Source organism: Enterobacter sp. MGH 37 (assembly GCF_000534515.1).
In the GTDB taxonomy this organism is placed as follows: Bacteria; Pseudomonadota; Gammaproteobacteria; order Enterobacterales; family Enterobacteriaceae; genus Enterobacter; species Enterobacter kobei.
Genome location: NZ_KI973205.1, coordinates 1,604,714 through 1,628,640 on the forward strand (window position 1 = coordinate 1,604,714; position 23,927 = coordinate 1,628,640).

Annotated in this window: 20 protein-coding genes; 8 read left to right on the forward strand and 12 right to left on the reverse strand. The window is 53.5% G+C overall.

Annotated elements, in window-relative coordinates; all coding sequences use genetic code 11:
* Positions 1-113: 113 nt before the first annotated feature.
* Positions 114-1,256 carry a methyl-accepting chemotaxis protein gene (locus L383_RS16075; protein WP_023330519.1) on the reverse strand — a complete coding sequence of 381 codons (1,143 nt, stop codon included), beginning with the start codon at positions 1,254-1,256 and terminating at the stop codon, positions 114-116.
* Positions 1,257-1,711: 455 nt separating this feature from the next.
* Between L383_RS16075 and L383_RS16070 the strand changes: the two genes are divergently transcribed.
* The 4 genes from L383_RS16070 to L383_RS16055 all read left to right on the forward strand — a co-directional run bounded on the left by L383_RS16070 (position 1,712) and on the right by L383_RS16055 (position 6,057).
* A complete protein-coding gene (locus L383_RS16070; RefSeq protein ID WP_023330520.1) occupies positions 1,712-3,841 on the forward strand; it encodes a putative bifunctional diguanylate cyclase/phosphodiesterase in 2,130 nt (709 codons plus the stop codon).
* A gap of 91 nt (positions 3,842-3,932) precedes the next feature.
* On the forward strand, positions 3,933-5,165 hold the full coding sequence (locus tag L383_RS16065; RefSeq protein ID WP_023330521.1) for a sensor domain-containing diguanylate cyclase: 1,233 nt from the start codon (positions 3,933-3,935) through the stop codon (positions 5,163-5,165).
* A gap of 74 nt (positions 5,166-5,239) precedes the next feature.
* Positions 5,240-5,380: an Ecr family regulatory small membrane protein gene (locus L383_RS25870; protein WP_014884038.1), complete on the forward strand. Its 141-nt coding sequence runs from the start codon at positions 5,240-5,242 to the stop codon at positions 5,378-5,380.
* A 113-nt stretch (positions 5,381-5,493) separates the two neighbouring features.
* Positions 5,494-6,057, forward strand: coding sequence for a DJ-1/PfpI family protein (locus L383_RS16055; RefSeq protein ID WP_023330522.1), 564 nt, complete (start codon positions 5,494-5,496; stop codon positions 6,055-6,057).
* Between the two features lie 94 nt (positions 6,058-6,151).
* Here L383_RS16055 and L383_RS16050 read toward each other — a convergent pair whose 3' ends face one another.
* Positions 6,152-7,768 carry a peptide ABC transporter substrate-binding protein gene (locus tag L383_RS16050; protein WP_023330523.1) on the reverse strand — a complete coding sequence of 539 codons (1,617 nt, stop codon included), beginning with the start codon at positions 7,766-7,768 and terminating at the stop codon, positions 6,152-6,154.
* Between the two features lie 185 nt (positions 7,769-7,953).
* On the opposite strand from L383_RS16050, the gene mpaA reads away from it, so the two are divergent.
* Positions 7,954-8,667, forward strand: coding sequence for a murein tripeptide amidase MpaA (gene mpaA, locus L383_RS16045; RefSeq protein WP_023330524.1), 714 nt, complete (start codon positions 7,954-7,956; stop codon positions 8,665-8,667).
* Here mpaA and ycjG read toward each other — a convergent pair.
* Entirely contained in the window at positions 8,658-9,623 is a 966-nt protein-coding gene (gene ycjG, locus L383_RS16040) for an L-Ala-D/L-Glu epimerase (protein ID WP_023330525.1), read from the reverse strand. The two genes, mpaA and ycjG, sit on opposite strands and share 10 nt — an antisense overlap.
* A 107-nt stretch (positions 9,624-9,730) precedes the next feature.
* Here ycjG and tpx point away from each other — a divergent pair, with 107 nt between their 5' ends.
* Together tpx and L383_RS16030 are read left to right on the forward strand one after the other, a co-directional pair.
* Entirely contained in the window at positions 9,731-10,237 is a 507-nt protein-coding gene (tpx, locus tag L383_RS16035) for a thiol peroxidase (protein WP_014884043.1), read from the forward strand.
* Between the two features lie 275 nt (positions 10,238-10,512).
* Positions 10,513-11,721 (forward strand): aldose 1-epimerase family protein, encoded by a 1,209-nt coding sequence (locus tag L383_RS16030; RefSeq protein WP_023330526.1) that lies wholly within the window; start codon positions 10,513-10,515, stop codon positions 11,719-11,721.
* 33 nt (positions 11,722-11,754) lie between these two features.
* Here the strand turns inward: L383_RS16030 and tyrR are convergent, their stop codons facing one another.
* The 3 genes from tyrR to L383_RS16015 form a co-directional block, all read right to left on the reverse strand.
* Complete coding sequence (tyrR, locus tag L383_RS16025) at positions 11,755-13,296, reverse strand: transcriptional regulator TyrR (RefSeq protein ID WP_014884045.1); 1,542 nt, start codon at positions 13,294-13,296, stop codon at positions 11,755-11,757.
* A 112-nt stretch (positions 13,297-13,408) separates the two neighbouring features.
* Positions 13,409-14,461 (reverse strand): YcjF family protein, encoded by a 1,053-nt coding sequence (locus L383_RS16020; protein ID WP_023330527.1) that lies wholly within the window; start codon positions 14,459-14,461, stop codon positions 13,409-13,411.
* On the reverse strand, positions 14,458-15,855 hold the full coding sequence (locus L383_RS16015) for a YcjX family GTP-binding protein (protein ID WP_023330528.1): 1,398 nt from the start codon (positions 15,853-15,855) through the stop codon (positions 14,458-14,460). Before L383_RS16015 ends, L383_RS16020 begins: the two co-directional genes overlap by 4 nt.
* 155 nt (positions 15,856-16,010) lie before the next feature.
* On the opposite strand from L383_RS16015, the gene L383_RS16010 reads away from it, so the two are divergent.
* Positions 16,011-17,021 (forward strand): LacI family DNA-binding transcriptional regulator, encoded by a 1,011-nt coding sequence (locus L383_RS16010; protein WP_014884048.1) that lies wholly within the window; start codon positions 16,011-16,013, stop codon positions 17,019-17,021.
* Between the two features lie 34 nt (positions 17,022-17,055).
* Here the strand turns inward: L383_RS16010 and L383_RS16005 are convergent, their stop codons facing one another.
* The 6 genes from L383_RS16005 to L383_RS15980 all read right to left on the reverse strand — a co-directional run bounded on the left by L383_RS16005 (position 17,056) and on the right by L383_RS15980 (position 23,918).
* Complete coding sequence (locus L383_RS16005) at positions 17,056-17,970, reverse strand: OmpG family monomeric porin (RefSeq protein ID WP_023330529.1); 915 nt, start codon at positions 17,968-17,970, stop codon at positions 17,056-17,058.
* Between the two features lie 66 nt (positions 17,971-18,036).
* Positions 18,037-19,119 carry an ABC transporter ATP-binding protein gene (locus L383_RS16000; protein ID WP_014884050.1) on the reverse strand — a complete coding sequence of 361 codons (1,083 nt, stop codon included), beginning with the start codon at positions 19,117-19,119 and terminating at the stop codon, positions 18,037-18,039.
* A 3-nt stretch (positions 19,120-19,122) separates the two neighbouring features.
* Positions 19,123-19,797: a beta-phosphoglucomutase gene (gene pgmB / locus L383_RS15995; protein ID WP_023330530.1), complete on the reverse strand. Its 675-nt coding sequence runs from the start codon at positions 19,795-19,797 to the stop codon at positions 19,123-19,125.
* Entirely contained in the window at positions 19,787-22,066 is a 2,280-nt protein-coding gene (locus L383_RS15990; protein ID WP_023330531.1) for a glycoside hydrolase family 65 protein, read from the reverse strand. Before L383_RS15990 ends, pgmB begins: the two co-directional genes overlap by 11 nt.
* Positions 22,060-23,118, reverse strand: a complete 1,059-nt coding sequence (locus L383_RS15985; RefSeq protein WP_088126779.1) for a Gfo/Idh/MocA family protein — start codon at positions 23,116-23,118, stop codon at positions 22,060-22,062. Before L383_RS15985 ends, L383_RS15990 begins: the two co-directional genes overlap by 7 nt.
* A gap of 11 nt (positions 23,119-23,129) precedes the next feature.
* On the reverse strand, positions 23,130-23,918 hold the full coding sequence (locus L383_RS15980) for a sugar phosphate isomerase/epimerase family protein (RefSeq protein WP_023330533.1): 789 nt from the start codon (positions 23,916-23,918) through the stop codon (positions 23,130-23,132).
* Positions 23,919-23,927: the final 9 nt, after the last annotated feature.

Genomic DNA, 23,927 nt, shown 5'->3' on the forward strand with positions numbered 1-23,927 from the left:
CCGTCGGGGGTTAAGCAACAACTATGTCTCGCATGGCGCTGAAATCGCTCAGGAATTGTACATACTGTGTTTCAGGAGAAGAAAAGCCTGGCATGCCAGGCTTTGAAGTGCTGTCAGAGCGAGTGCTCGGGCCGCTGGAGGAAAGGTGCAGGGCCGGTCAACGATGACGGCGAGTATCCCTGCTCAAGCCTGAAATTGCGTGTCCGCGTTTGCAGTTCAATCACCTGATTACGCAGGACATCAGAGGAACCATTGAGTTCCTCCGCCATCGCGACGTTACTTTGCGTGACCCGCTCCAGTTCAGACAGCGCCAGGGTGATCTGGTAAATGCCTTTCTCCTGCTCAGCGGTCGAGGTAGAAATCTCATCCATCAACCGGCTGACATTGCCGGAACCGGTCACGATTTCATGCATATTCTTTTCCGCTTCCGACACGACGCTGGCACCCTGGGTAACATTACTGCTGGTGACGTCAATCAGCGTCTTGATGTTTTTCGCGGCCTCCGCACTGCGGTGTGCCAGGTTTCTCACCTCTTCCGCGACGACGGAGAACCCTTTGCCGTGATCGCCCGCCCGCGCCGCCTCAACCGCCGCGTTAAGCGCCAGGATATTTGTCTGGAATGCAATCCCGTCGATTAGGGAGATAATTTCCGTCATCTGCTGCGCGCACTCGGTTATGGATTGCATATTGCTGGCAACCTGCTCCATCAGCTCTCCTCCCTTACGCGCCTGCAATGTCGCGACGTTTGCCTGCTCGCTCGCCAGACGGGTGTTATCGGCATTGTTTCGGGTGCTTGCCGCCATCTGCTCCATACTGGCAGCGGTTTGCACCAGAGAGGTAGACTGCTGCTCGGTTTTCACCGAGAGCTGAGCGCTACGGGCAGAGAGTTGATCCGACAAGGTCATGGCGTTTTGAGATGACGCCCTGATCTCACGCACCAGCGTCGCAATGTTGCTGGAAAGACTATTAATTCCGGGGATTAATCGTCCCGCGCAGTTATTGCCAAACTCAGGGATTGAGACACCAAGATTACCTGCGGTCACTTCTTCAATACTTTTTTTCACAGTATTGATCGGCGTCACAAGAAACTTCGTCATATAACTCCAGAGCAAAAACAGCGCAACGAAATTAACCAGATTAATCGAAATGAAGAGAGAGAAATTGCTGGAAAATAGAGCAACGATACCTGCATTTACCAAAAAAAGGCATAACAGGAACCAGGCAATGAAGGTCCTGACACTAATATTTCTTAGCATGATTTTACCCACAACTTATATTTTGGTCGGCATTAAGACTTATAGCATTCACTTTTGCGTTTGTCCTCACCTAACGCGCTGGTTTCTCGTTTCGCCGTTACGCACCCGATATTTAGCTTAAGTCAGGTAAAAAAAGCGTATTAGTAAAAATGTGCTGCGCCGAATGCTGTGATACTGGTTCACAACCACGTTAAGCGATACCATCACCTGCGACGAGACGATTCGTTCGTCCTCGTATTTAAGGCGCTTTGCTAGTGATAGTGGTCTATGTTTAGCAATGCTTAATAAGTTAAAAACGAGAATATATTTTATATTCCCGGTGAGTATAGAGTTGTTATATGACTGGTCATTTTTCACGATAAATAACTAATATGGTTTGAATGCGCATTTTCGTTGCCCGATAAAAATGTGCCGGCAGGCGAAATCGGTAACCCTCTCAGGCGTGGGATTGCATAATGCTCAATATATCGTGGGACCCTGTGTTGATTGCTGTCTCTTATCTGGTGGCGTTTATCGCCTCCTTTGTAGCTCTGGACAGCGCCGGGAAAATTCCCCTTTCCAGCCGAAAAGCGGCTTTGTTCTGGCGGATTGCCGGAGGCGTAACGCTGGGCATTGGGATCTGGTCAATGCATTTCATCGGCATGCTGTCGATGCAAATGCCCATGATGATGAGCTACGACCTCTGGATAACCCTGGCCTCACTTGGTGCGGCGGTTATAGCCTCCACAACGGCCATTAATATTGCCGTTACGGGCAAACACCTCTCCCTGTTTAGACTGACAGTCGCCACGATCATTCTCAGCGCTGGCGTGGTCTCGATGCACTATATCGGTATGGCCGCATTGATGCTGGAGGGAAGCATCCTCTGGGATCAGCGGATTGTCGGTTTGTCCGTGGTAATTGCGGTTGTCGCCTCCGGTGTGGCGTTGTGGCTGGCTTTTCGTCTCCGGGATAAGCACAAAGGGGTCTTTGTAAATCGCATTCTCGCGGCCTTAGTGATGGGTGCCGCCATCTGCGCAATGCATTATACGGGCATGAGTGCCGCGCATTTCCATGAGATGGCACGCACGCTTCCCGGCGGGATCGGCGAGCTGGGATTATCCATATGGGTTTCCGTCACCACACTCTCACTTCTTGGCGTGATGTTAATTATTTCGCTAATCGATTCGCACTGGCGCACCACCCGGCTGACGGACAATTTGCGACAACTCAATCGCCAGCTGGAGCTTCAGGCTCGCTTCGATGCCCTCACCGGGCTCGCAAACCATCATCAGATGGATATCCGAATGCAGGACTGTCTTCGCAGCGCCTTGCTGAGCAAGAGACAGTTTGCCGTGATCTTCCTGAATGTCGATCACTTCAAACGCGTGAATGATACCTGGGGCCACAGCGTGGGTGATGAGTTACTAATCACTATTGCCCAGCGCATTACGTCCCGGCTTACCCGTGAGATGACACTGGCCAGACTGGGCGGGGATGCTTTTATCCTGCTGGTTCCCGAATGTGATGATGAAAAGCTTAATACCCTGCTCACCACCCTCCTCGCGGATATGCGCCGCCCGCTTTCACTCTGCGGTCACACGCTAAACACCACCATCAGCGCGGGGGTCAGCCTCTATCCGAAAGATGGCGAAACGCTACATGAACTGAAGTTTAAGGCTGATGCAGCCTTACAACATATTAAAGAGGATGGACGTAACGGCTGGGCAATTTACCGTCCGGAGATGTCAACAACAATGCCGGCGCAACCGGGTTTTCTTCAGGCGCTTTCTCAGGCCCTGGAACGCGATCAGTTTGAGCTCTGGTATCAGCCAACCTGGCACGCGGAAGATAAGACGATCCACGGTTTTGAAGCACTTCTCCGCTGGCGTCATCCGGAGCAAGGCGTTTTGCTGCCGGGACTGTTTTTACCCACGCTGGAACAAACGGGTTTGATTATTCCGGTTGGCAACTGGGCGATTGAGGCCGCGTGTCGGCAGCTTCATTTCTGGACGGAACAGGGTTTCAGTCAGTGGACATTGTCGCTCAATTTATCCCCCGTTCAGTTCGAACAGCCGGATATCTTTCACATCGTCTCGTCGATGCTGGAAAAATATAATCTTTCTCCCTCCCGGCTGATTCTGGAGGTAACAGAGAGTACTGCGCTTAAAAACCTCGACCGCAGTATCGAGCTCCTGAACGCCTTTAACCATGCGGGTGTCACCGTCTCTATTGATGATTTTGGTACTGGCTATTCTAACCTGCTGATGTTAAGCGTTCTCCCGGCAAAAGAGCTAAAAATTGATAAGAGTTTTGTCACCTCTATGCTGGAAAACGAGAAAAGCCGTAAGCTGGTGGAAACCATTATTAATATCGCCCGGACCATGGAGATGAATGTCGTTGCTGAGGGCATTGAAACGGACGAACAGCAGGCGATACTGACCAGCCTTGGCTGTGACTATCTGCAGGGGTTCCTTTTCTCCCGCCCATTGCCTGCGGAACAGGTTCCGTGGCTGCTGCTACAGAAAAATTCAGATAAACAAATTATACCCATGAGTAAAATTCATACGGATCCCGCATTTATTTCACAAAAAAATCATGCCTGACAGGATTGAATAGCGTATGTTTGAGAGGAGTGGACGCGAGTTAATCTGACGTGATTGTCAGGCATAACATGCCGATGAACAGGAAATGCCTATGTCGCAAAATGGTTTTGATGCGCTGAATGCAATTAAAACGCCCGTGTGGCTCATATCTCCTGTTTCAGAACAGATCATTTTTGCCAATGTGGCCGCAACACAGCTGATGGGTAATAAAACACTCGATGGCTTGCGTAAAGGCACCTGTTCCGCAAGCGCGCAAAGCGTGTTGTCGATGTATGTTCCTGAACTGAAAAACGATCACGATATTGTCGAGATCTGGACGATTAGCCGTGCCGGGCAAGATACACCGTTAAGCTGCCGCCTCTCTCTCTCCCACTTCACGCCTTATGGCGATGTTATCGTTTTTGAAGGGATTTCTTCTCAGGCCCCATCAGGCCTGAAAGCCAGCCGTTCCACAACCTATCAGCGTAAAAAACAGGGTTTCTACGCCCGTTTTTTCCTGACCAACAGTGCGCCAATGCTGTTAATCGACCCTGCCCGCGACGGGCAAATTGTCGATGCAAACCTGGCCGCGCTCAGCTTTTATGGCTATTCGCATGATGAAATGTGCAATAAACACACCTGGGAGATAAATACCCTGGGGAGAGGTGTCATGCCCATTATGACGGAGATTGCCGCACTGCCCGGCGGACATAAGCCGTTTAATTTTGTTCACCGTCTTGCCGATGGCACCACCCGCCATGTCCAGACCTACGCGGGGCCCATTGAGATTTACGGTGACAAACTGATGCTGTGCATCATCCATGATATCACCGAACAAAAAAGGCTCGAGCTGGAGCTGGAAAATGCGGCGTTACGTGACTCAATGACAGGCTTACTTAACCGACGCCAGTTCTACAATATTATCGATCAAACCAACCTGAGCCACCTTTCCGCGCAACAGCAATTTAGCCTGCTGCTGGTGGATACCGATCATTTTAAAAACATCAACGACCTCTTCGGCCATCTGAAAGGTGATGAGGTGCTTATCGCCCTTTCCCGCACGCTGGAAGCCTGCAGCAGGCAAGATGACCTCGTGTTTCGCTGGGGAGGGGAAGAGTTTGTCATCCTGCTGCCGCGCACCTCTCTCGACACTGCCATGAAGATTGCCGAATCCGTCCGCGCGGCGGTAACCCGTATCACCATACCCGGATTACCCCGTTTTACCGTCAGCATTGGTGTGGCAAGGCATGAACCGGAAGAGAGTATTGATGAGCTGTTTAAACGCGTAGACGACGCGCTCTATCGCGCCAAAAACGATGGACGTAATAAAGTCCTTGCGGCATGAGACTGGAGTATACGGGAAAGCGTCGTTACAATGCCCCACTTATGTAAATCACTGACAGGTGGGTAGTCGCTACAATGGGAAAGACTGAAATAATACTCACCTTAATCATTTTCATCCTTATTATATTTGGCTTGTGGTTTATTTTTAGCGGTGAGATCTGGTATTTCGTTGAATATCTGGAAAATACCCTGTACCCGACCTTCGATGCGCTGTAGTGCAATAATTCATTTGCTTATTTCGCCTGTGCTCTGACGGGCTTTTTTATTTCCGGCAATTGAGCCATACCAGGCTATATCTTAATCATCTCTAAAAATAAAGGTGAGGAAAGATGAGCAAGAAAATCCTGATGTTGGTTGGCGATTACGCCGAAGATTATGAAACCATGGTCCCGTTTCAGGCATTACAGATGATTGGTCATCAGGTGGATGCCGTTTGCCCCGACAAACCGAAGGGGGACTACATCATGACGGCAATCCATGACTTCGACGGTGCCCAGACCTACAGCGAAAAGCCCGGCCACCGTTTTGTCCTCAATGCTGACTTTTCCGCCGCACGGGAGCAGGATTATGACGCACTGCTTATCCCGGGCGGCAGAGCGCCAGAATATTTGCGGTTAAATGACGATGTGCTCAAGCTGGTGCAGGCATTTGACGCGGCACGTAAGCCAATCGCCGCCGTGTGCCATGGTCCGCAACTGCTTGCTGCTGCCGGCATACTAAAAGGCCGAACCTGCAGCGCCTACCCGGCGTGTGCGCCTGAAGTGCGTCTTAGCGGTGGTCACTACGCCAGTATCGGCATCGACCAGGCACATGTAGACGGTAATCTGGTCACCGCCCCCGCCTGGCCCGCTCATCCACAGTGGCTGGCGAAGTTTAGCGCTTTGCTGGAGTAACAGTGGTGCTGCCCATCAGCGGCACGCGCGGGCATAAGTAAAAACTGGCGCCAGAATGCGCCAGTTTTCAGTGCGACAAGGTCATTCTCTCCCGTCAGTGCTTCTCAATGTACATCGTCCGGCTATACGCCACGTCTTCCGGGTTATTAATAGGATAGCCTTTCACCCAGGGCTTAATCAGGCGGCCATTGGTGTACTGATAAATCGGCGCGACAGGCGCTTTCTCCGTGAGGATTTTTTCCGCCATGTTGTAGTCCGTATTGCGCGCTTTCGCCGTGGTTTCCAGCGTCGCCTGGTGGATAATTTTATCGTAGGCCGGGTCGTTGAAACGCGAGATGTTACCGCTGTGGGTTGAGGTTAGCAGTGAAAGGAAGGTCGATGGCTCGTTGTAATCGCCCACCCAGGAGGCGCGGATCACGTCAAAGTTACCGGTATTACGGCTGTCAATATACGTTTTCCACTCCTGGTTTTGCAGTTTGACATCCACACCGAGATTTTTCTTCCACATGGACGCCACCGCGATGGCAATCTTCTGATGATTTTCTGAAGTATTGTACAGCAGGGTCAGCTTCAGCGGACGCTGAGGGCCATACCCTGCAGCCTGCAGCAAGGTTTTCGCCTGGGCGTTCAGCTCCTGCTGCGACATCTGTTCAAATGGCGAGGCCTCCGGGGTGAACCCGGCCGTCACGTCAGGCGTGAAGTGCCATGCGGGCTTCTCTCCCGTGCCTAACACTTTTTCCGCCATAATGCGGCGATCGATGGTCATACTCAGCGCCAGGCGAACGCGGGAGTCGGCCGTTGGGCCCTTTTGCGTATTGAACGCATAGTAATACGTGCCCAGCTGAGGCGGTGTGTAAACCTGTCCCGGAATATCCTTCAGGAGCTTCTGATACATGTTTTTTGGGAACGATTCGGTAATATCAATATCACCTGCCAGATAACGTTTGGTGGCCGATGATTCCTGGTTAATCGGTACGAAGGTGACCTTTTGCAGGACGGTTTTTGCATTGTCCCAGTAGTGGGTATTGGGGACGACAACCAGTTTTTCATTCACCACGCGGTCATTCAGGACATAGGCACCATTGCCGACCAGAGATCCCGGACGGGTCCACTCTTTACCACTTTCTACGTTGGCTTTTTGCACCGGGTAGAAGGCAAAGTTAGCCGTCAGATTACTGAACCACGGCAGCGGTTTGTCCAACTGGACGCGTAATGTTCTGGCATCGACCGCCGTTACGCCAAGCGTATCGGGTGCAGCTTTACCATCAATAATGGCCTGCGCGTTGTTGATACCCGCCAGGGCAGCAAACCAGGCAAACGGAGAGGTCGTTTTCGGATCAACCAGACGCTGCCAGCTGTAGACAAAATCCTGGGCGGTGACAGGCGAACCGTCGGACCACTTCGCGTTATCGCGTAGGGTAAATGTCCAGATGCGGTTATCGTTGCTCTGCCAGCGCGTTGCCACTCCCGGCGTCAACTCCCCTTTCTCATTCTGATTCACCAGACCTTCGAAGAGATCGCGAATCACCTGAATCTCTGGCAGCCCCACCGCTTTTGCCGGATCGAGTGAAGCCGGTTCGTCTTTAATGTGTCTGACCAGCTCCTGTTTTTGCGCCAGTGCCGTACCCTGTGGCACATCCGCAGCGAAAGAGAGTGAAGAGAGTCCGCACAGGCACAGTGCGGCAAAAAGACGCGAAACAGGATGCTTCATAAGATCCCCTTTAATGAATTCAGGTAACAAGCAGATGCGTAATTATTTGTTTCGACAAAAAGAAATGCAAATAACTTACTCCCGAATAGTGATTTAAGGCAATTCTCAACCATTTCGGAAACTATTTGATTAACCGCGTGTTTTGCACAACACTGCGAGTAGTGATCTTTTTATCAGGATTTCGTATGACAACCACCCGACCGAGAGCGGAACGCGGCGCCTTTCCGCCGGGCGCTGAGCAATATGGCCGCTCATTTTTAGGCGCATCGTTGATCTGGTTCCCCGCCCCCGATGCCGACCGCGACAGCGGCTTGATTCTTGCCGGCACGCACGGTGACGAAAACTCCTCCATCGTGACGCTTTCATGCGCGCTGCGGACACTAACGCCCTCATTACGGCGTCATCACGTGATTCTGGCGGTTAACCCGGACGGCTGTCAGCTCGGTCTACGCGCCAATGCGAGAGGCGTGGACTTAAATCGTAATTTCCCGGCAGCAAACTGGCGCGCCGGAGAAACCGTTTATCGCTGGAACAGCTCCGCCGAGGAGCGTGATGTGGTTCTGCTGACGGGAGATAAACCGGGCTCGGAGCCTGAAACCCAGGCGCTGTGCCAGCTCATCCATAAGATCCACCCTGCATGGATTGTCTCTTTCCACGATCCGCTGGCGTGTATTGAAGATCCGCGTCACTCCGAGCTGGGCGCCTGGCTGGCGGAAGCATTTGCCCTGCCACTCGTTACCAGCGTCGGCTATGAAACGCCAGGATCATTCGGTAGCTGGTGCGCTGATTTGAGCCTGCCCTGCATTACCGCTGAATTCCCGGCGATCTCGTCCGACGAAGCCAGCGAAAAGTACTTAAAAGCCATGATGGAGCTTTTACGCTGGCAGCCTCAGAGATGAAGCACGCCGCTGGTAAAATCAAGCGCGGGTGACACATCAACCGCCAGCCACGTCGGGCCATCCAGATCCGCGAAACGGACCTGATTAACCAGCGGTAGCGCCGCACCGATCGCCCGGGACGTGCAGAGCATGCAGCCCAGCATCAGCGCAAATCCCTGCGCCCGGGCCTCTTCCGCCAGGGCCAGCGCCTCTGTCAGGCCGCCGGTCTTGTCGAGCTTAATATTGACCATCTCATAGCGCCCCTGAAGGTCGCTCAAACGTTCCCGGGTATGGCAGCTTTCATCCGCGCAGACGGGCAATGGATGGATAAAATTATTCAGCGCCACATCATCTTCTGCTGGCAGAGGCTGCTCCAGCATGGCGACACCCAGGTCGGCCAGCAGCTGACATCGTGCGGCCAGCCCTTCCGGGTGCCAGGATTCGTTGGCGTCAACAATGAGCGTGGCGGCGGGAACCGCTGAGCGAATAGCGACCATTCGCTCGCTGATCAGGCGATCGTCGAGCTTCACTTTCAATAGCGTTGCCCCGGCGTCATAGAGCGCTTTTGCGCTGGCGGCCATCTGTTCCGGCTCACCGATTACCACCGTTTGCGCGGTAACCACCGATTCCGGCAGCACCACGCCCAGCAATGACGTCAGCGATGTTTGCTGTTTCGCCGCTTCCAGGTTCCAGAGCGCACAATCAATGGCGTTGCGCGCGGCCCCGGCGGGTAAACGGTGCTGGAGCGCCTCGCGAGAGAGTCCGGTTTGCAGGTCCGGAACCAGCGTCATGATATGCGCCATGACCGACGCGAGGCTTTCCCCATAGCGTGGATAAGGCGTGCATTCACCCACGCCTTTAAAACCGTCCTCTTCGATTTCAACGACCACCACGCAGGCTTCGCTTCGGCTGCCGCGAGAGATCACAAACGGGGTATGCAATGGCCAGGCTTCTTCATAGACCTTAACGCTTCTCATCACTGACTCCTTGCGGCCCGGAAAGGCGAAAAAATTGGTTTGCCGTGTTATCTGCTGATGGCATACACTAGCCCCGACGTTAACTATATGTAAACAGGAAGATATCTATGTCACAACTCGTTCATTTCCAGGGCAACCCGGTTGCTGTTGCAGGTTCCATTCCGCAGGCTGGCAGCAAAGCGCAGGCTTTTACTCTGGTGGCTAAAGATCTGTCTGACGTCACACTGGCTCAGTTTGCGGGTAAACGCAAAGTGCTGAACATTTTCCCAAGCATTGATACCGGCGTTTGCGCTGCCTCCGTGCGTAAATTCAACCAGCTGGCCACCGAAATGGACAACACCGTGGTGCTGTGCATTTCCGCTGACCTGCCGTTCGCCCAGTCCCGCTTCTGCGGCGCTGAAGGCCTGAGCAACGTTATCACCCTCTCCACCCTGCGTAGCCCGGATTTCCTCGAAAAATACGGTGTTAGCATCGCGGAAGGTCCACTGAAAGGTCTGGCTGCACGCGCTGTACTGGTTATTGATGAAAACGACACTGTCCTTTTCAGCGAACTGGTTAACGAAATTACGACCGAGCCGGATTACACCGCCGCACTGGATAAGCTTAAAGCATAACAGTGACTTAGCAATTTATACTGCGTTTTCAAAACCTCGCGATGGCGGGGTTTTTTATTACCCACACGCTGAATCGTTAAAGCATAAATATGATAACTTCACAGTATTTATGCAATTCAATATCAGAAACTCAACAATAACGCGATCTTACCCACATAATATTGGTTAATATTTATCATCTTCGCCCTCAGTGAAGCCCATCACATTTCCCTTTACGGCAAAACATTAGATTTGCTTACGAAATCAAATAATCGTTTCAGCAAAAAGGGATCAAAATGAAAATAAAACTGGCTTTAACGTTCCTTGCGGTACTGGTTTCGGGTCACGCCGCAGCAAAAACGTGGGTGCTGACCAGCGCTGAAAGCAGCGTAGAAAAAGGAAACTGGAAGATTTCCAGCGATGAGCTGAAAATTAACGACCAAACGTTCAGCATTGAGCAGAAAGTGTTGCACGGCGGAAAGCAGGAAGGCAGTAAAGTTATCATTATCAGCAGTAAAAACGGTCTGACAATTACCCTGAGCCCGACGCGCGGAATGAATCTTCTGCATGTGGAAGGTTTTGGTACCCGACTGGGGTGGAATTCTCCCGTTAAAGAGGTCGTTAACCCGGCGTATATAAATCTGGAAAGCCGAAACGGCCTCGGCTGGCTGGAAGGATTCAATGAGATGATGGTCCGCTGTGGTTATGAATGGACGGGACATCCGGTCACGGCTGACGGCCAGATTTATACGCTTCACGGCAAGGCCGGTAATACCCCGGCTTCTCAGGTCGAAGTTGACGTTGCGGATACCGCCCCGTATGAAATTCGTATTCGCGGGTTAATCAAAGAGAGCACGTTTAAAAAAGCGGATCTGCAAACCATGACCGAACTGCGTTACGTTCCAGGCACTAACCAGTTCAGCCTGCATGATGTCCTGACAAACCATGCCGATTACCCTCATGACTATCAAATCATCTATCACAGTAACTTCGGGACGCCGATCCTCGAAGAAGGCGCACGCTTCCTTGCTCCGGCGGTAAGCGTGAGCCCCTTCAACGATTACGCTAAAGCGGGCGTAGACAACTGGCAAACCTATGCCGGGCCGACAAAAGGCTTTGATGAGATGGTCTTTAACATCAAACCGCTTGCGGACAACAACCACGAAACCCTCGCGGCGGTGGTCAACAAAGCCGGCGATAAAGGCGCGTCAATTCAGTTTGATACACGCCAGCTACCCGTGCTGACCTTATGGAAAAATACCGATACGCCAAAACAGGGGTACGTTACGGGGATTGAGCCGGGTACGAGCTACGCCTACCCCGTGACCATAGAACGTGAGCAGAAACGGGTTAAGCAATTACAGCCTGGAGCCAGCGCGCAGTTTGATCTCACCTATACCCTGCTTCATAGCCCACAACAGGTGAAAGAGGTTGAAAACAGGATTGCGGCCATTCAGGGAGAGACAAAAACAGAAATCGTGACCACACCGCTGGCGAAGGAATAAACATTAAAAAAGCCTCTTTACAGAGGCTTTTTGCTATTCGTCACCTTTCTTATGATTCAAACCATACTCACGCAGCTTATTCGCAATCGCGGTATGCGATACGCCAAGCCGTTTTGCCAGTTTGCGAGTACTTGGATAGCTGCGATAAAGCTGCGTCAGGACGGAGCGTTCAAAGCGACTGGTAATATCATCCAGCGACCCTTCCATCGCCTCTTCACCTACCGATACCGTTCCGGCGTCGTAATCAGGCAGCAGAATATCCTGCGGACGCAGTTCATACCCTTCAAGCTGGGTAAGTGCACGATAAACGGCATTTTTAAGCTGACGGATGTTGCCCGGCCAACCGTAGCGCATTAACACCGTGCCGAGATCGGCAGAAAGCTTCGGACGCGGGACGCCCTGCTCGTCGGCAAAGCGGGCGACAAACAGTTCCGTTAACGGCATGATGTCCTGCGGACAATCGCGCAGCGGTGGAATGTTCAGCGTAAGGACGTTAAGGCGGTAATAGAGATCCTCGCGGAATATCCCCTTTTGCACCAGTTCCACCAGGTTTTTCTGGGTGGCACAGATGACGCGCACGTCCACATGCACCTCATGATCTTCACCAACGCGGCGGAAGGTTCCGTCGTTCAGGAAACGCAGCAGCTTGGCCTGCATGCGCGGCGACATTTCGCCGATCTCATCCAGCAGCACGGAGCCGCCGTTAGCCTGCTCGAAGAACCCTTTCTTGCCTTCCGGCGCGTGTCCAAACAGTTCGCTTTCGACAGCATCTTCCGGGATAGAGGCGCAATTAAGTGCCAGATACGGTTTTGCCGCACGCGGGCTTGCCAGATGCACAGCGTGAGCCAGCAGATCTTTCCCGGTACCGGTATCACCAGTAATCAGCAGCGGCGCGGTCAGGCTGGCGAGCTTGCGCGCCTGGTCAACCACATGACGCATTTTCGGGCTGACGGCAATAATCTGGCTGAATGCACCGACATCCTGGCTGGAGAGGTTTTGCAGCTGGCGGCCCATACGTAACGTCGAGCGCAGCATGATCACGGCACCGGTCAGTACGCGAGTGTCGCTTTCCCCTTTCAGATAAACCGGTGTGATCTCCATCAGGAAATTCTGTCCGTTTATCACTACATGCTCGCTGTGGGTATTCTGCGGGTTGCTGTCCAGCCAGCGCTGGAAGTTAAAACCCGGGACCAGCTGTGCGGCATGTTGATTGCTGAGCTTCTCCTGGCTCTGTGCGAATAGCTGACAGCTTGCGTGGTTAACGCGTTCGACTTTACTTTTCAGATCCAAGGAGAGGAACGGTTCAGGCATGGCTTCCAGCAGCGCGCTCAGTGCCAGGTGCTCTCGCTCGGAGGGCATCCAGGGGATAGTGCGCACATCCGTAACGCCAGCGATACGGCGGATTTCCGCCATCAGACTGCTAAAGGTATTGAATTCAATTTCGGCAAAATTGAGGTAAATTCGCCCGACAGGATCGATCTCAATGCCACGTAAATCAATGCTACGTAAAACAAGAAGATCGAGTAACTCGCGGGTCAGACCGAGACGGTCTTCACAGAAGACTTCAAGACGCATGGGAAATTCACCGTTTTAAGCCAGTAACGTTAAAATGATATGTCAGAACACGGTGAACCGGAAGATGGCTGTCAACAAATATTGACAGCCAGCACGATAAGTGAACAAAACCTCACGGAGCAGGTTTTTTATTGAGCGTCTCTTTAAGCTGGCCGATCAGTTCGCGCCGGAAATCCCCCAGCCGTGGCTTATCGCCATCGATCCATGGCAGTGGTCGGCACACTTCCATCGCCTTGATACCCAGACGCGCCGTCAGTAAGCCCGTGCCAATACCCTGCGCAGCGCGGGCCGAAAGACGCGCAGCCAGATCCTGCGACATCCAGTCCATGCCCACTTCACGCACCAGTTCGCTTGCACCAGCAAAGGCGATATTGAGTAACACCAGCTTGAACAGTCTGAGTCGACTGTAGTAACCCAGCTCGATACCGTAGAGATGAGCGATACGGTTAATCAAACGCAGGTTACGCCAGGCGATAAACGCCATATCCACCAGCGCCAGCGGGCTGACGGCAATCATCAGCGTGGACTCTGCCGCAGAACGGCTAATCTCGCGTCGCGCCTGGGCATCCAGTACCGGCTGAACCATATGGGAATAGAGCGTTACCACTTCCCGGTCATTCTGCGTTTCATGAATGGCGGCATACCAGCGCTGAAGCGCCGGATGCGACTGATCGATACCGGCCTGGCTGGCCAGTTTCTCACAAAACGCGCGGCCTTTGCCGGTTCCGTGGCTGTGGAGGAGATCCCGGGCTTCATCACGCTCATGCGCGCGCTGTCGCAGACGCCAGAGACGTCGCCACTCCGTCGCAACAGACCCCACGCCCGCGCCAACAATCAGCGCACCTGCGGCACATCCGCCCAGTGCGACCCAGTCCTGCGTTTGCCAGGCGTTCATCGCCCACTGGACGCCCTGCCCGACCACGCTGACGCCGAACAGTGCCAGACCGGCGGTGACCATTCTGCGCCACACACTGCGTTTTGGACGCAAAGCGGCCTCCACGACCGCCTCCGCTGGCCCCTCCTCAACCGCGGGATCGTCCGGCAGTGCCGGGGCAAAGTTCTCTGCCTGCGTACCGCTGAACGTCTGCGCCGTTTTAAACGCTTCGCGATCCGCATGCTCAAGCGTTCCGGTAAAATCTATGCGTGGTTTTAACGGTTCCGTCATCGCAATTTATCTCCAATCAAAAACTCCAGCGCCGCATCCAGACGGATGTGTGGTAACGGCCGATCGACGCTCATGGCCTGAGGGCGGAAGGCTTCAAACTGGAAACCCTGGCTCTGCCAGAAGGCCTGGCCCGGCAGCCTGGCAGGCACTTCGCCCGGGTAGACCGTAAGCGGCTCACCGTCGCTGAGGCGGTTCCCGCACAATGCCGGTATTTTCTCGCCGTTGAGATCAATCAGCCCGCTCTGCGTCGCCTGCACGGAGGCCAGCCCAAGACAATCCATGCTAATCCCTTCAAACGCGGCATTTTGCCACGCATCCTGCACCAGCTGCTGCAGCAGAGAAACCATGTTGGCATGCTGATCGACCGTCACGTGATCGGCTTTCGTGGCCGCGAACAGCAGCTTGTCGATCACCGGCGAGAAAAGACGACGGAACAGCGTCCGCTGCCCGTAGTGAAAACTCTGCATCAGCTGGGTCAGCGCGAGGCGCATATCGTTAAATGCCTGCGGCCCGCTGTTAAGCGGCTGCAGGCAATCTACCAGCACAATCTGGCGGTCGAAACGCAAGAAGTGGTTTTTATAAAATCCTTTGACCACTTTTTCGCAGTAGTAATTGTACCGCTCGCGCAGCATCCCGGCGTTCGTGTGTTTACCGGCCTGGGCCAGCTTCGATTCTCCGGCGCCGTCCACATCTGGCCAGGGGAAGAACTGCAGCGCGGGCGCTCCGGCTAAGTCCCCCGGCAAGACAAAACGCCCCGGCTGGATGAAGTGCAGCCCTTCCTGTTTGCACTGATGAAGATAGTCCGTCCAGGCCCCGGCAATCGCCGCCAGACGGTTTTCATCCGCTGGTGCCAGCGGATCCAGACCTTCACACAGCGCTCGCCATTTCGTTGACCACGCAGCGCGTTGTCCCTGCAGCAACCCTGTCATCTGACGGGACCAGCTAAGGTAGTCCTGCGCCAGCATCGGCAAATCGAGCAGCCATTCGCCCGGGTAATCGACGATTTCCAGATACAGGGTGGAGGTATCCTTGAAGTGGCGCATCAGGGATTCATTTGAGCGGAAACGCAGCGCAAGGCGAATTTCACTCACCCCTCGCGTCGGCGTCGGCCACGCGGGCGGCTCCCCGTAAAGTTGTGCCAGCCCTTCGTCATAGGTAAAACGAGGAATACCAAAATCGCGCTGAGGGACGCGCTTAACGCCCAGCAGACGCTCTTCTCTCACGGCGCTGAGCAACGGCAGGCGCGCTCCGGCGTGCAGGTTCAGGAGCTGGTTTACCATCGCCGTTATGAATGCCGTCTTGCCGCTGCGGCTTAGCCCGGTGACGGCCAGGCGCAGATGTCGGTCAACGCCACGGTTCACCAGTGAATTGAGTTCGTTCTTAAGTCGCTTCATCGCCATCCTTCATTGCCCGGAAGCCTGGAATGCATGGCTTCAGAATACAATAAATGGGGGCAGATCGTTGATTATCAATTCTTATTTATTGCTATTGCCGTTTTCTCTCCAGTAAGATGAGCGGCATTGCTGTCAGTCCGGAGTGAGTAAGGTGTATGTCACCCACCATCTATGATATCGCACGGGTTGCGGGCGTATCGAAATCAACCGTATCCCGCGTTCTGAATAAACAAACGAATATATCCCCCGAAGCACGTGACAAAGTGCTGAAGGCGATAGACGAATTAAATTATCAGCCCAACAAACTGGCCCGCGCACTGACCTCTTCTGGCTTCGATGCCATTATGGTTATATCGACCCGCTCGACCAAAACCACAGCCGGTAACCCTTTTTTCTCTGATGTTCTTCATGCGATTACAACAAAAGCGGAAGAAGAAGGTTTTGACGTTATTTTGCAAACATCCAAAAGCAGCGAAGACGATCTGCTGAAATGTGTGAGCAAAATAAAGCAGAAAATGATCAAAGGCGTCATCATGCTGAGTTCACCGGCAAATGAATCTTTTTTCAGCACGCTGGATGCGTATGGCGTACCCGTCGTCGTCATTGGCAAAGTGGAAGGTGATTATCAGAATATCTATTCCGTCGATACGGATAATTTTAATGACAGCGCCACGCTGACGGATAACTTCATTAAAAATGGGCGACGGAAAATTGCCTGTCTGCATGCACCGCTTGATTACCACGTTTCAATTGATCGTCTCGCGGGCTATAAAGCCAGTCTGGCAAAACATAATATTGCTATTCATTCCGACTGGATCATGGATGGTGGTTATACCCACGAGAGTGCACTCGCTGCGGCGATTACATTATTATCCTCGCCAGTTCCTCCTGATGCGGTATTCGCCACCGACAGCATGAAGTTGCTAAGCCTCTATCGTGCTGCGGATGAGTTAAATCTGATGATCCCTGAGCAGGTCGTGATAGCCGGATACAGCGATCCGATGCTCTCTCTCATTCTTACGCCAGCGCCAGGTGGGTTTGACATCCCCACTCGCAAGCTGGGTGAAGAGAGTTGCGATCTGCTCTTCAGGCGCATTGGTGGTCAACCTGCCCCGCAAAAAGTGCTTGTCGACACCCACTTTGTGTTAGCGGCTTCTCTGCGCTAACACCAGGGGCGAATAGCCCCTGGTGAGTGATGTATCAGAACGCGTAATTCACACCCACGCCCGCATAGTGGAAGCGGTCGTTCTCGCCCTCGTCGTGGTTTTCCCATTCATACGCATATTCCAGCGTCATGGATAAACCGTTGTTGAAGTCGTAGGCATACAGCATGCCCAGGCGGTTGAAATCATGCCCTTCACGCTCAGGATCGTCCTGCCAGTCCCAGTTTGACCAGCGATCGAGCCCCAGGCGGGTGTAAGGCGTTAAGGTTGTCTGGCCCAACGAAACAGGCAGATAGGCGCGAATTTCCTGCGTGGAAAACTCGCCGTTATTACGTGAGCTGTCCATATTGAAACCGCGCTCTAAATAGTAATTTACTTTTGCGGAGACGGTTTCATTGATAGTCCAGGTAAAGCCCGTTTCGGTCTCAACACGGCTGTCAGCATAACCGGTTTTTTCCAGATCGTTAGCAAACTGATACATGGCAAGCCAGCCACTAAAGCGCCAGTCATCGGTTAATTTAATATCCCAGTCTGGCTGGACTTTGTAGCGCTGCATATTTGCGCTGCCGTCTTTGGCACCGTGCTCATCTTTAAAGTGATAACCATAATTACGGAAGCCGCCGGTCAGACCAAAAGTAAAATCATCGGTTCCAATAAAGCGATAGCGTAATTCAAATTCCGGACGGTCAAAATAGGTTCCGCGCGTCATGCTGCTGTAATCAACGGGCCCTTCCTGATACATCGCCAGAGAAATTGTCCAGGCATCCCAGGTCGCATTAAACCACACGGAAGGTTCATATAATCCATCTTTATCGTCGCCCTGACCTTCGACGTTTTCAATTTCATACATGGCCCCGATATTAAATTCCCACTGTTTCGCAGTTTCTGCCGCTTGCGCACAGCTAACCCCTGCGCACAGAACGAGCGCAGCACTTTTTAGTAGAGTACTCATGAGATATTCCCTTTCTAATTAACCAACAAAAAAACCGGAAATTTGCATTTCCGGCAAACATCTTTCTTATCTAATAGCCGCTTCTGTATCAGCGTCGAAGAAATGGCACTTATTCATATCGAACTGGATGCCAATATTATCTCCGGCGACGTAGTCATTCGCTGCACCTGCACGGACAACCAGTTCATGCCCCCCTACGGTGGCATAAAGCATAAATTCAGCGCCGGTCAGTTCAGCCACGCTGACTTTCGCCGTGATGTCTTCTCCGCTGCTCTGCAGGGTAAGAATGTCTTCCGGACGGATACCGAAGACGACCGCTTTACGCTGGTAACCTTGCGCATTCAGTTCGGCCAGCTTGTCTTCAGGGATCTCCAGACGCAACGTTTCCGTTACGAAATAACGATCGTCGATAGCACCCCGAATGAAGTTCATCGCCGGTGAGCCAATGAACCCTGCGACAAACATATTGGCCGGCTCGTTGTACACCTGCTTCGGCGCCCCGACCTGCTGAATAATGCCGTCTTTTAAGATCACGATGCGGGTGGCCATCGTCATGGCTTCCGTCTGGTCGTGGGTAACATAAATCATGGTGGTATTAAGCTTCTGGTGCAGCTTGCTGATTTCAGCACGCATCTGCACGCGAAGCTTGGCATCAAGGTTGGACAGCGGTTCATCCATCAGGAAGACACCGGCTTCACGCACGATCGCACGGCCTAACGCCACGCGCTGGCGCTGGCCACCGGACAGTGCGCCTGGCTTACGCTTGAGATAATCACGTAACCCCAAAATCTGCGCCGCCCAGTTAACACGCTCCTCAATCACCGCAGGCGCTATTTTTTGCATTTTCAGGCCAAACGCCATGTTGTCGTAGACCGTCATATGCGGGTAAAGCGCGTAGTTCTGGAAGACCATCGCAATATCGCGAGATTTAGCGGGGACATCATTCATGCAGACCCCGTCAATGATCAGCTCACCGGCGCTGATCTCCTCCAGCCCGGCAATCATGCGCAGGGTCGTGGATTTACCACATCCCGATGGACCAACGAACACAATGAATTCTTTGTCTTCTATTTCGAGGTTGAAATCTTTAACCACATGGACCTGGTTATCGTAGATTTTCTGAATATGTTTTAGAGACAGTTGAGCCATAATTTATTCCTTATCAATACGCCGGGTTGCCCAGAATTCTGTCAGGCATGTCCAGGTCAGTTCCTGCGTTGAATGAAGTTGTAATCCTGCATGGTTAAGGCCAGGCCCAATCCCTACCGACAACATCCCTGCGGCGTTGATTGCCTGAACGCCCGCAGCGGCATCTTCAATGCCGATACCCTCTTCAGGACGTACATCCAGACCGGCACAGGCGGCGAGAAAAATCTCCGGGTCTGGCTTTGAGCGGTGAATGCGGGAAGCATCCGCGCAAAAATCGAATGCCTGATGAATGCCCAGCGCGTGCAAAATCCCCGGGGCATTGAGCGATACGGACGCCAGCCCAATTTTGACTTTCGCTGCACGGATCTCCGCCAGCACGTCTCGAATCCCCGGAAGCAGCGAATCCTGCGTCAGCGATGCCAGCGACTGGACATAACGCGCGTTTTTTTTCGTCGCAAGCGCAAGGCACTGCTCTTCGCTAAACATCCCCTCTTTTCCGCCGTGCTTCAGAATGCGCAGAAGAGAATCCATACGGCTTATTCCCTTCAGCTGTTCGTTAAAGACTTCGTCGAAGGTGATGCCTATTTCCTCCGCCACGGCTCGCCAGGCCAGAAAGTGGAGGTGTGCGGTATCGGTGATCACACCGTCCAGATCGAATACAACAGCCTTAAGCACCATGGTGCCCCTCCGTGGTAGCGGTCCCATCTTTAGATGCAAGAAAGTCCTTACAGGTGATAACTTGTCGCGCCGACACATGTAGCGTTTTGCCCCACAGCGTTAGCGTGGCAGGTGCCGTCGTTTCGATGGTTAACACCTCGTTTTCATAGGTGAAATACAGGGTTGCGTTGCGCCACCGCAGCGGGAATGCCAGTTTCTGCCAGTGAGCAGGCAGTTTCGGCGCAAGATGCAGTTCCCCTTCGATAATTTGCAGGCCAGCAAACCCCTGAACCGCGCCAGACCAGATCGCTCCGGTGGCGGCAGCGTGTATCCCTTCATCACTGCTGTGCGGATCGTCACCCAAATCAATGCCGATGCCATCACGCCAGAAGGCATAGGCCCCCTGCGTGTCACCGCAGCGCGCGAGAACAATCCCGTGAATGGCTTTGCTCAATGACGAATCATGGATCGTGCGTGGCTCATAAAACGCCAGATTGGCGGCACACTGCTGCGGCGTAAACCGTTCCGGCAGCAGGTAGTTAAGCATCACCACATCGGCCTGCTTCAGGATCTGCATCTCGTTCACTTCCGCACGGGAATAATCGAGCAGAATCGTCTGCTTACCCGCTTTGGCTTTATAGCGGGTCAGATCAATGGCAGGTTTTGACATGAAGGAGTCATCCTGCGGGATCACACCCTCTGCATCGGCCTCTGGCAGCCATAAGCGCGCCAGGAACTGCGTGGCATTCTCCGTAAAACGCGCATCTTCACGCCCAAACATCGCCATAAACTGACGGGCACAGGCAACGTTGTGCCAGGCCAGATAGTTGGTGTAGGCATTGTTATTCACATGCTCGGTGTATTCATCCGGCCCTATTACGTCATGGATTTCGAGACGACCATTGATTTCCGTTGCGCGTCCCATCCAGAACGAGGCGGTTTCCATCAGCAGCGTCAGACCCTCATTACGCATAAAGGCATCATCATGTGTCGCCTGCCAGTAAGCGACGACGGCCCAGGCGATATCTGCCACGATGTGATGCTCAGCAAGCGCGGAGGCCACCTTCTGGCGTATCCCGGTACGGATGTTGATCGCCGCGAACTCTGGCGTTTCTTCCTCCCCACTCGCCGCGCTTTCCCATGGGAACAACGCGCCGGGCCAGCCGTTACGACGGGCTTTCTCCCGGGCGCCAGCGAGATTAAGCCAGCGATAACGCAGCAGGCTGCGGGCAATCTGCGGGCGGGTAAACAGATGGAAAGGCAGCAGGAATATTTCGGTATCCCAGAATACGTGGCCTTTGTACCCCTCTCCCGTCAGCCCTTTCGCGGCGATACTGCTTCGCTCGTCATGGGCAGGCGTCATCGTGGTCAGGTGCCAGACTGCATAATCCAGCGCCATCTGATCCTGAGGTTCCGCAGACGTCACTTCCACACGAGCGTCACGCCAGACGGCTTTCCAGGCATACGCTGAACTTTCCAGCAAGGCGTCGTAGCCTCTTGCTGCGCAGACTTTGAGATCGGCCAGCGCGTTGCGAGCGAAAGACTCCTGCGAAAGCGCTTTATCACTGCGGTGGGTTACCCAGACAATTTTTTCAAGCGTGACAGTGTCACCCTGCGCAATCGTCAGGGAATGGTGCACGTTGAGACGCCGATTTTTGGCGGTAAAACAGCTGTCGCTCTTCGTTGAGAGCTGACAAAACGCCGAAACGACGACGTCTGACGCCCGGTCCTGCGTTTCATACACGCCCTGCATGTAGTGCTGGTCAAAGACTCTGACCGAGATTTCATCCAGATGCTGTCTGCCGCTGTTCGTTTGCGTTGCATCAATACCGGTTTTCAGCACGGCCTGCGAAGCAGCATCAAGAGGCGTGATCGAAAGCTGCATGGCCACCAGAGGCAACTGGTCCAGCGACACAAAACGACGGCTTTCCAGCCGATAACGATTTCCGTCGGGCGAACGCCAGACAACGCGACGATGCAGCTCGCCGTTGGCAAAGGCCAGCTCGCGCTGCCACGCCAGAATCTCCCCTGCAAGGAGGGTGAAATTGACGCCATCCAGCTCAACATCAATGCCGGTGATATCGGGCAGATTGACGAGCTCGGTGGTTTCGTTGCGTCCCGCACGATGATACAGACCCGCAAGGTACATGCCTCTGGTTTGCAGGGTGTAATTTTCTTCATGCGCAGCGCGAATGCCCATGTAGCCATTGCCGCAGGCCATAACAGAGGCGTATTTATTCAGGCTGTGAGGACAAAAGCCCGGATCGGTTAAGACAGACACGTTCAGCATAATGTCACGCATTCCCCTGTTTCTGCTGATTCATAAAGCGCGGCGACAAGCTGCTGAATAACCAGGCCCTGTTCTGCATCCGCGATCATGACGGGTTCTCCCTGCACATGGCGTACGAAGGCATCCATACTGCGTAAATGTCGCTGGTCATCAGCCTCTTCACGCTGCGCGAGGGTGACTAACGCCCCGGCTTCGTCGTTATAGATGTGCGCCGGGAACAGCGTTGCTCCCGCTTTTTCGCCGCAGAAAGCGACATTCATGATGGACTGCTCGCGGATGTTAAGCGCAAAGGAGGTGTCCAGACGCAGAATGCCGCCGTTACAGAATTCAATCGTGCCAAACAGGGCATCCTCAACGGTGTATTGCGTAGGATCCCACTCGCCAAACTGGCCGGTGCTTTTGCGGTTTCCCAGCCTCTGAAAGCTGTGCGCGGTCACACGCTTTACCGCAGGGAAACCCAGGACATACATGGCGGCATCAAGCATATGAATGCCGATATCAATCAGCGGTCCGCCACCCTGTAATGATTTGTTGGTAAACACGCCCCACCCCGGCACACCGCACCGCCTCACAGCTTGCGCCGATGTGAAGTAAACTTCACCGAGCGTGCCATTCATTACCGCCTCTCGCAGTTGCTGGGTATCCAGGGCAAAGCGGTGGTGAAAATCATAGGCCAGCACTTTGCCTGCTTTACGCGCCGCGATGCGCATCTGGTCGGCCTGTTGCGGCGTCATCGCCGGGGGTTTTTCACACATCACATGACACCCCGCTTCGAGGGCAGCCATGACATGTTCAAAATGGAACCGGTTAGGCGAGCAGACGCTCACCACGTCCGGCTTCACCGTTTGCAACATCTCGTGAGCGTCCTGCCATGCCGATGGAATAGCATAACGTTCCGCGAACGCCTGTGCCTGCTCAAGGCGGCTGTCCATGACAGCCACCATGTGAACATCACTGCGCGTGGCGTAATACGAGGCATGCACTTTGTCCGCGACCTGCCCGGCGCCAATAATGGCGACGCGCAGAGGCGAAGGTGTAGAAGCACTCATCACGCTCGTCATCCTTAGCATTCACGCAAATAAGTGAGTGAGTCCTGATAAGCCTGAGCCGGATTGTCGGCGCGAACACGGCACTCATACACCACATAACCCTGGTAGTTATCGGCACGCAGCTGATCGAACAGGCTGGCGAAATCGAGGCTGCCGCTGCCCGGTTGATAGCGGTGGTTATCAGCAATATGCACATGCCCCAGCAGATCGCGGTTCTGATGCAGCGCATCCGTCAGCGAGTCTTCTTCAATGTTCATATGATAGAAATCACCGATGATCTGCACGTGCTTGAGATCGTTCTCTTCGATATAACGACGCGCGTCTGCCAGCGTATTGATCATATGATCCTGGTAGCGGTTCAGCGGTTCCAGGTAGACGGTTGTACCGGTGCGTGCAGCAACCTCATCCAGCCAGCGCAGCGACGCGCTTACCGCTTTGCGGTCGCCGTCCAGGCTGCGTGGGGAGGTCATTGGCGGCAAACGGAAGGTAAACATTCCCCAGGCCGCAGGCACGATAATGCCCTTCCCCCCCACTTCCGCCAGGGCTTGCAGAATGCGTTCAATCTGCTGTAGCCCGTTGAGACGACGTTCTTCGATAAAATCACCGATCCAGCCATCGTATCCGCCACATGCCGTCGTCACCGGCAGACCCGTGGCTTTGATAGCCGCTTTCACTTCGTCGAGGTTTTCGACCAGCAGTTTGCCGTCAATTTCGTAGCCATCAAAGCCCATCGCTTTGATGTACTCGAATTTTTCCATGATCTTGGCTGGGAAAAAGGCCTGGTTTTGCGTTGCGATTTTCATGATTTGCTG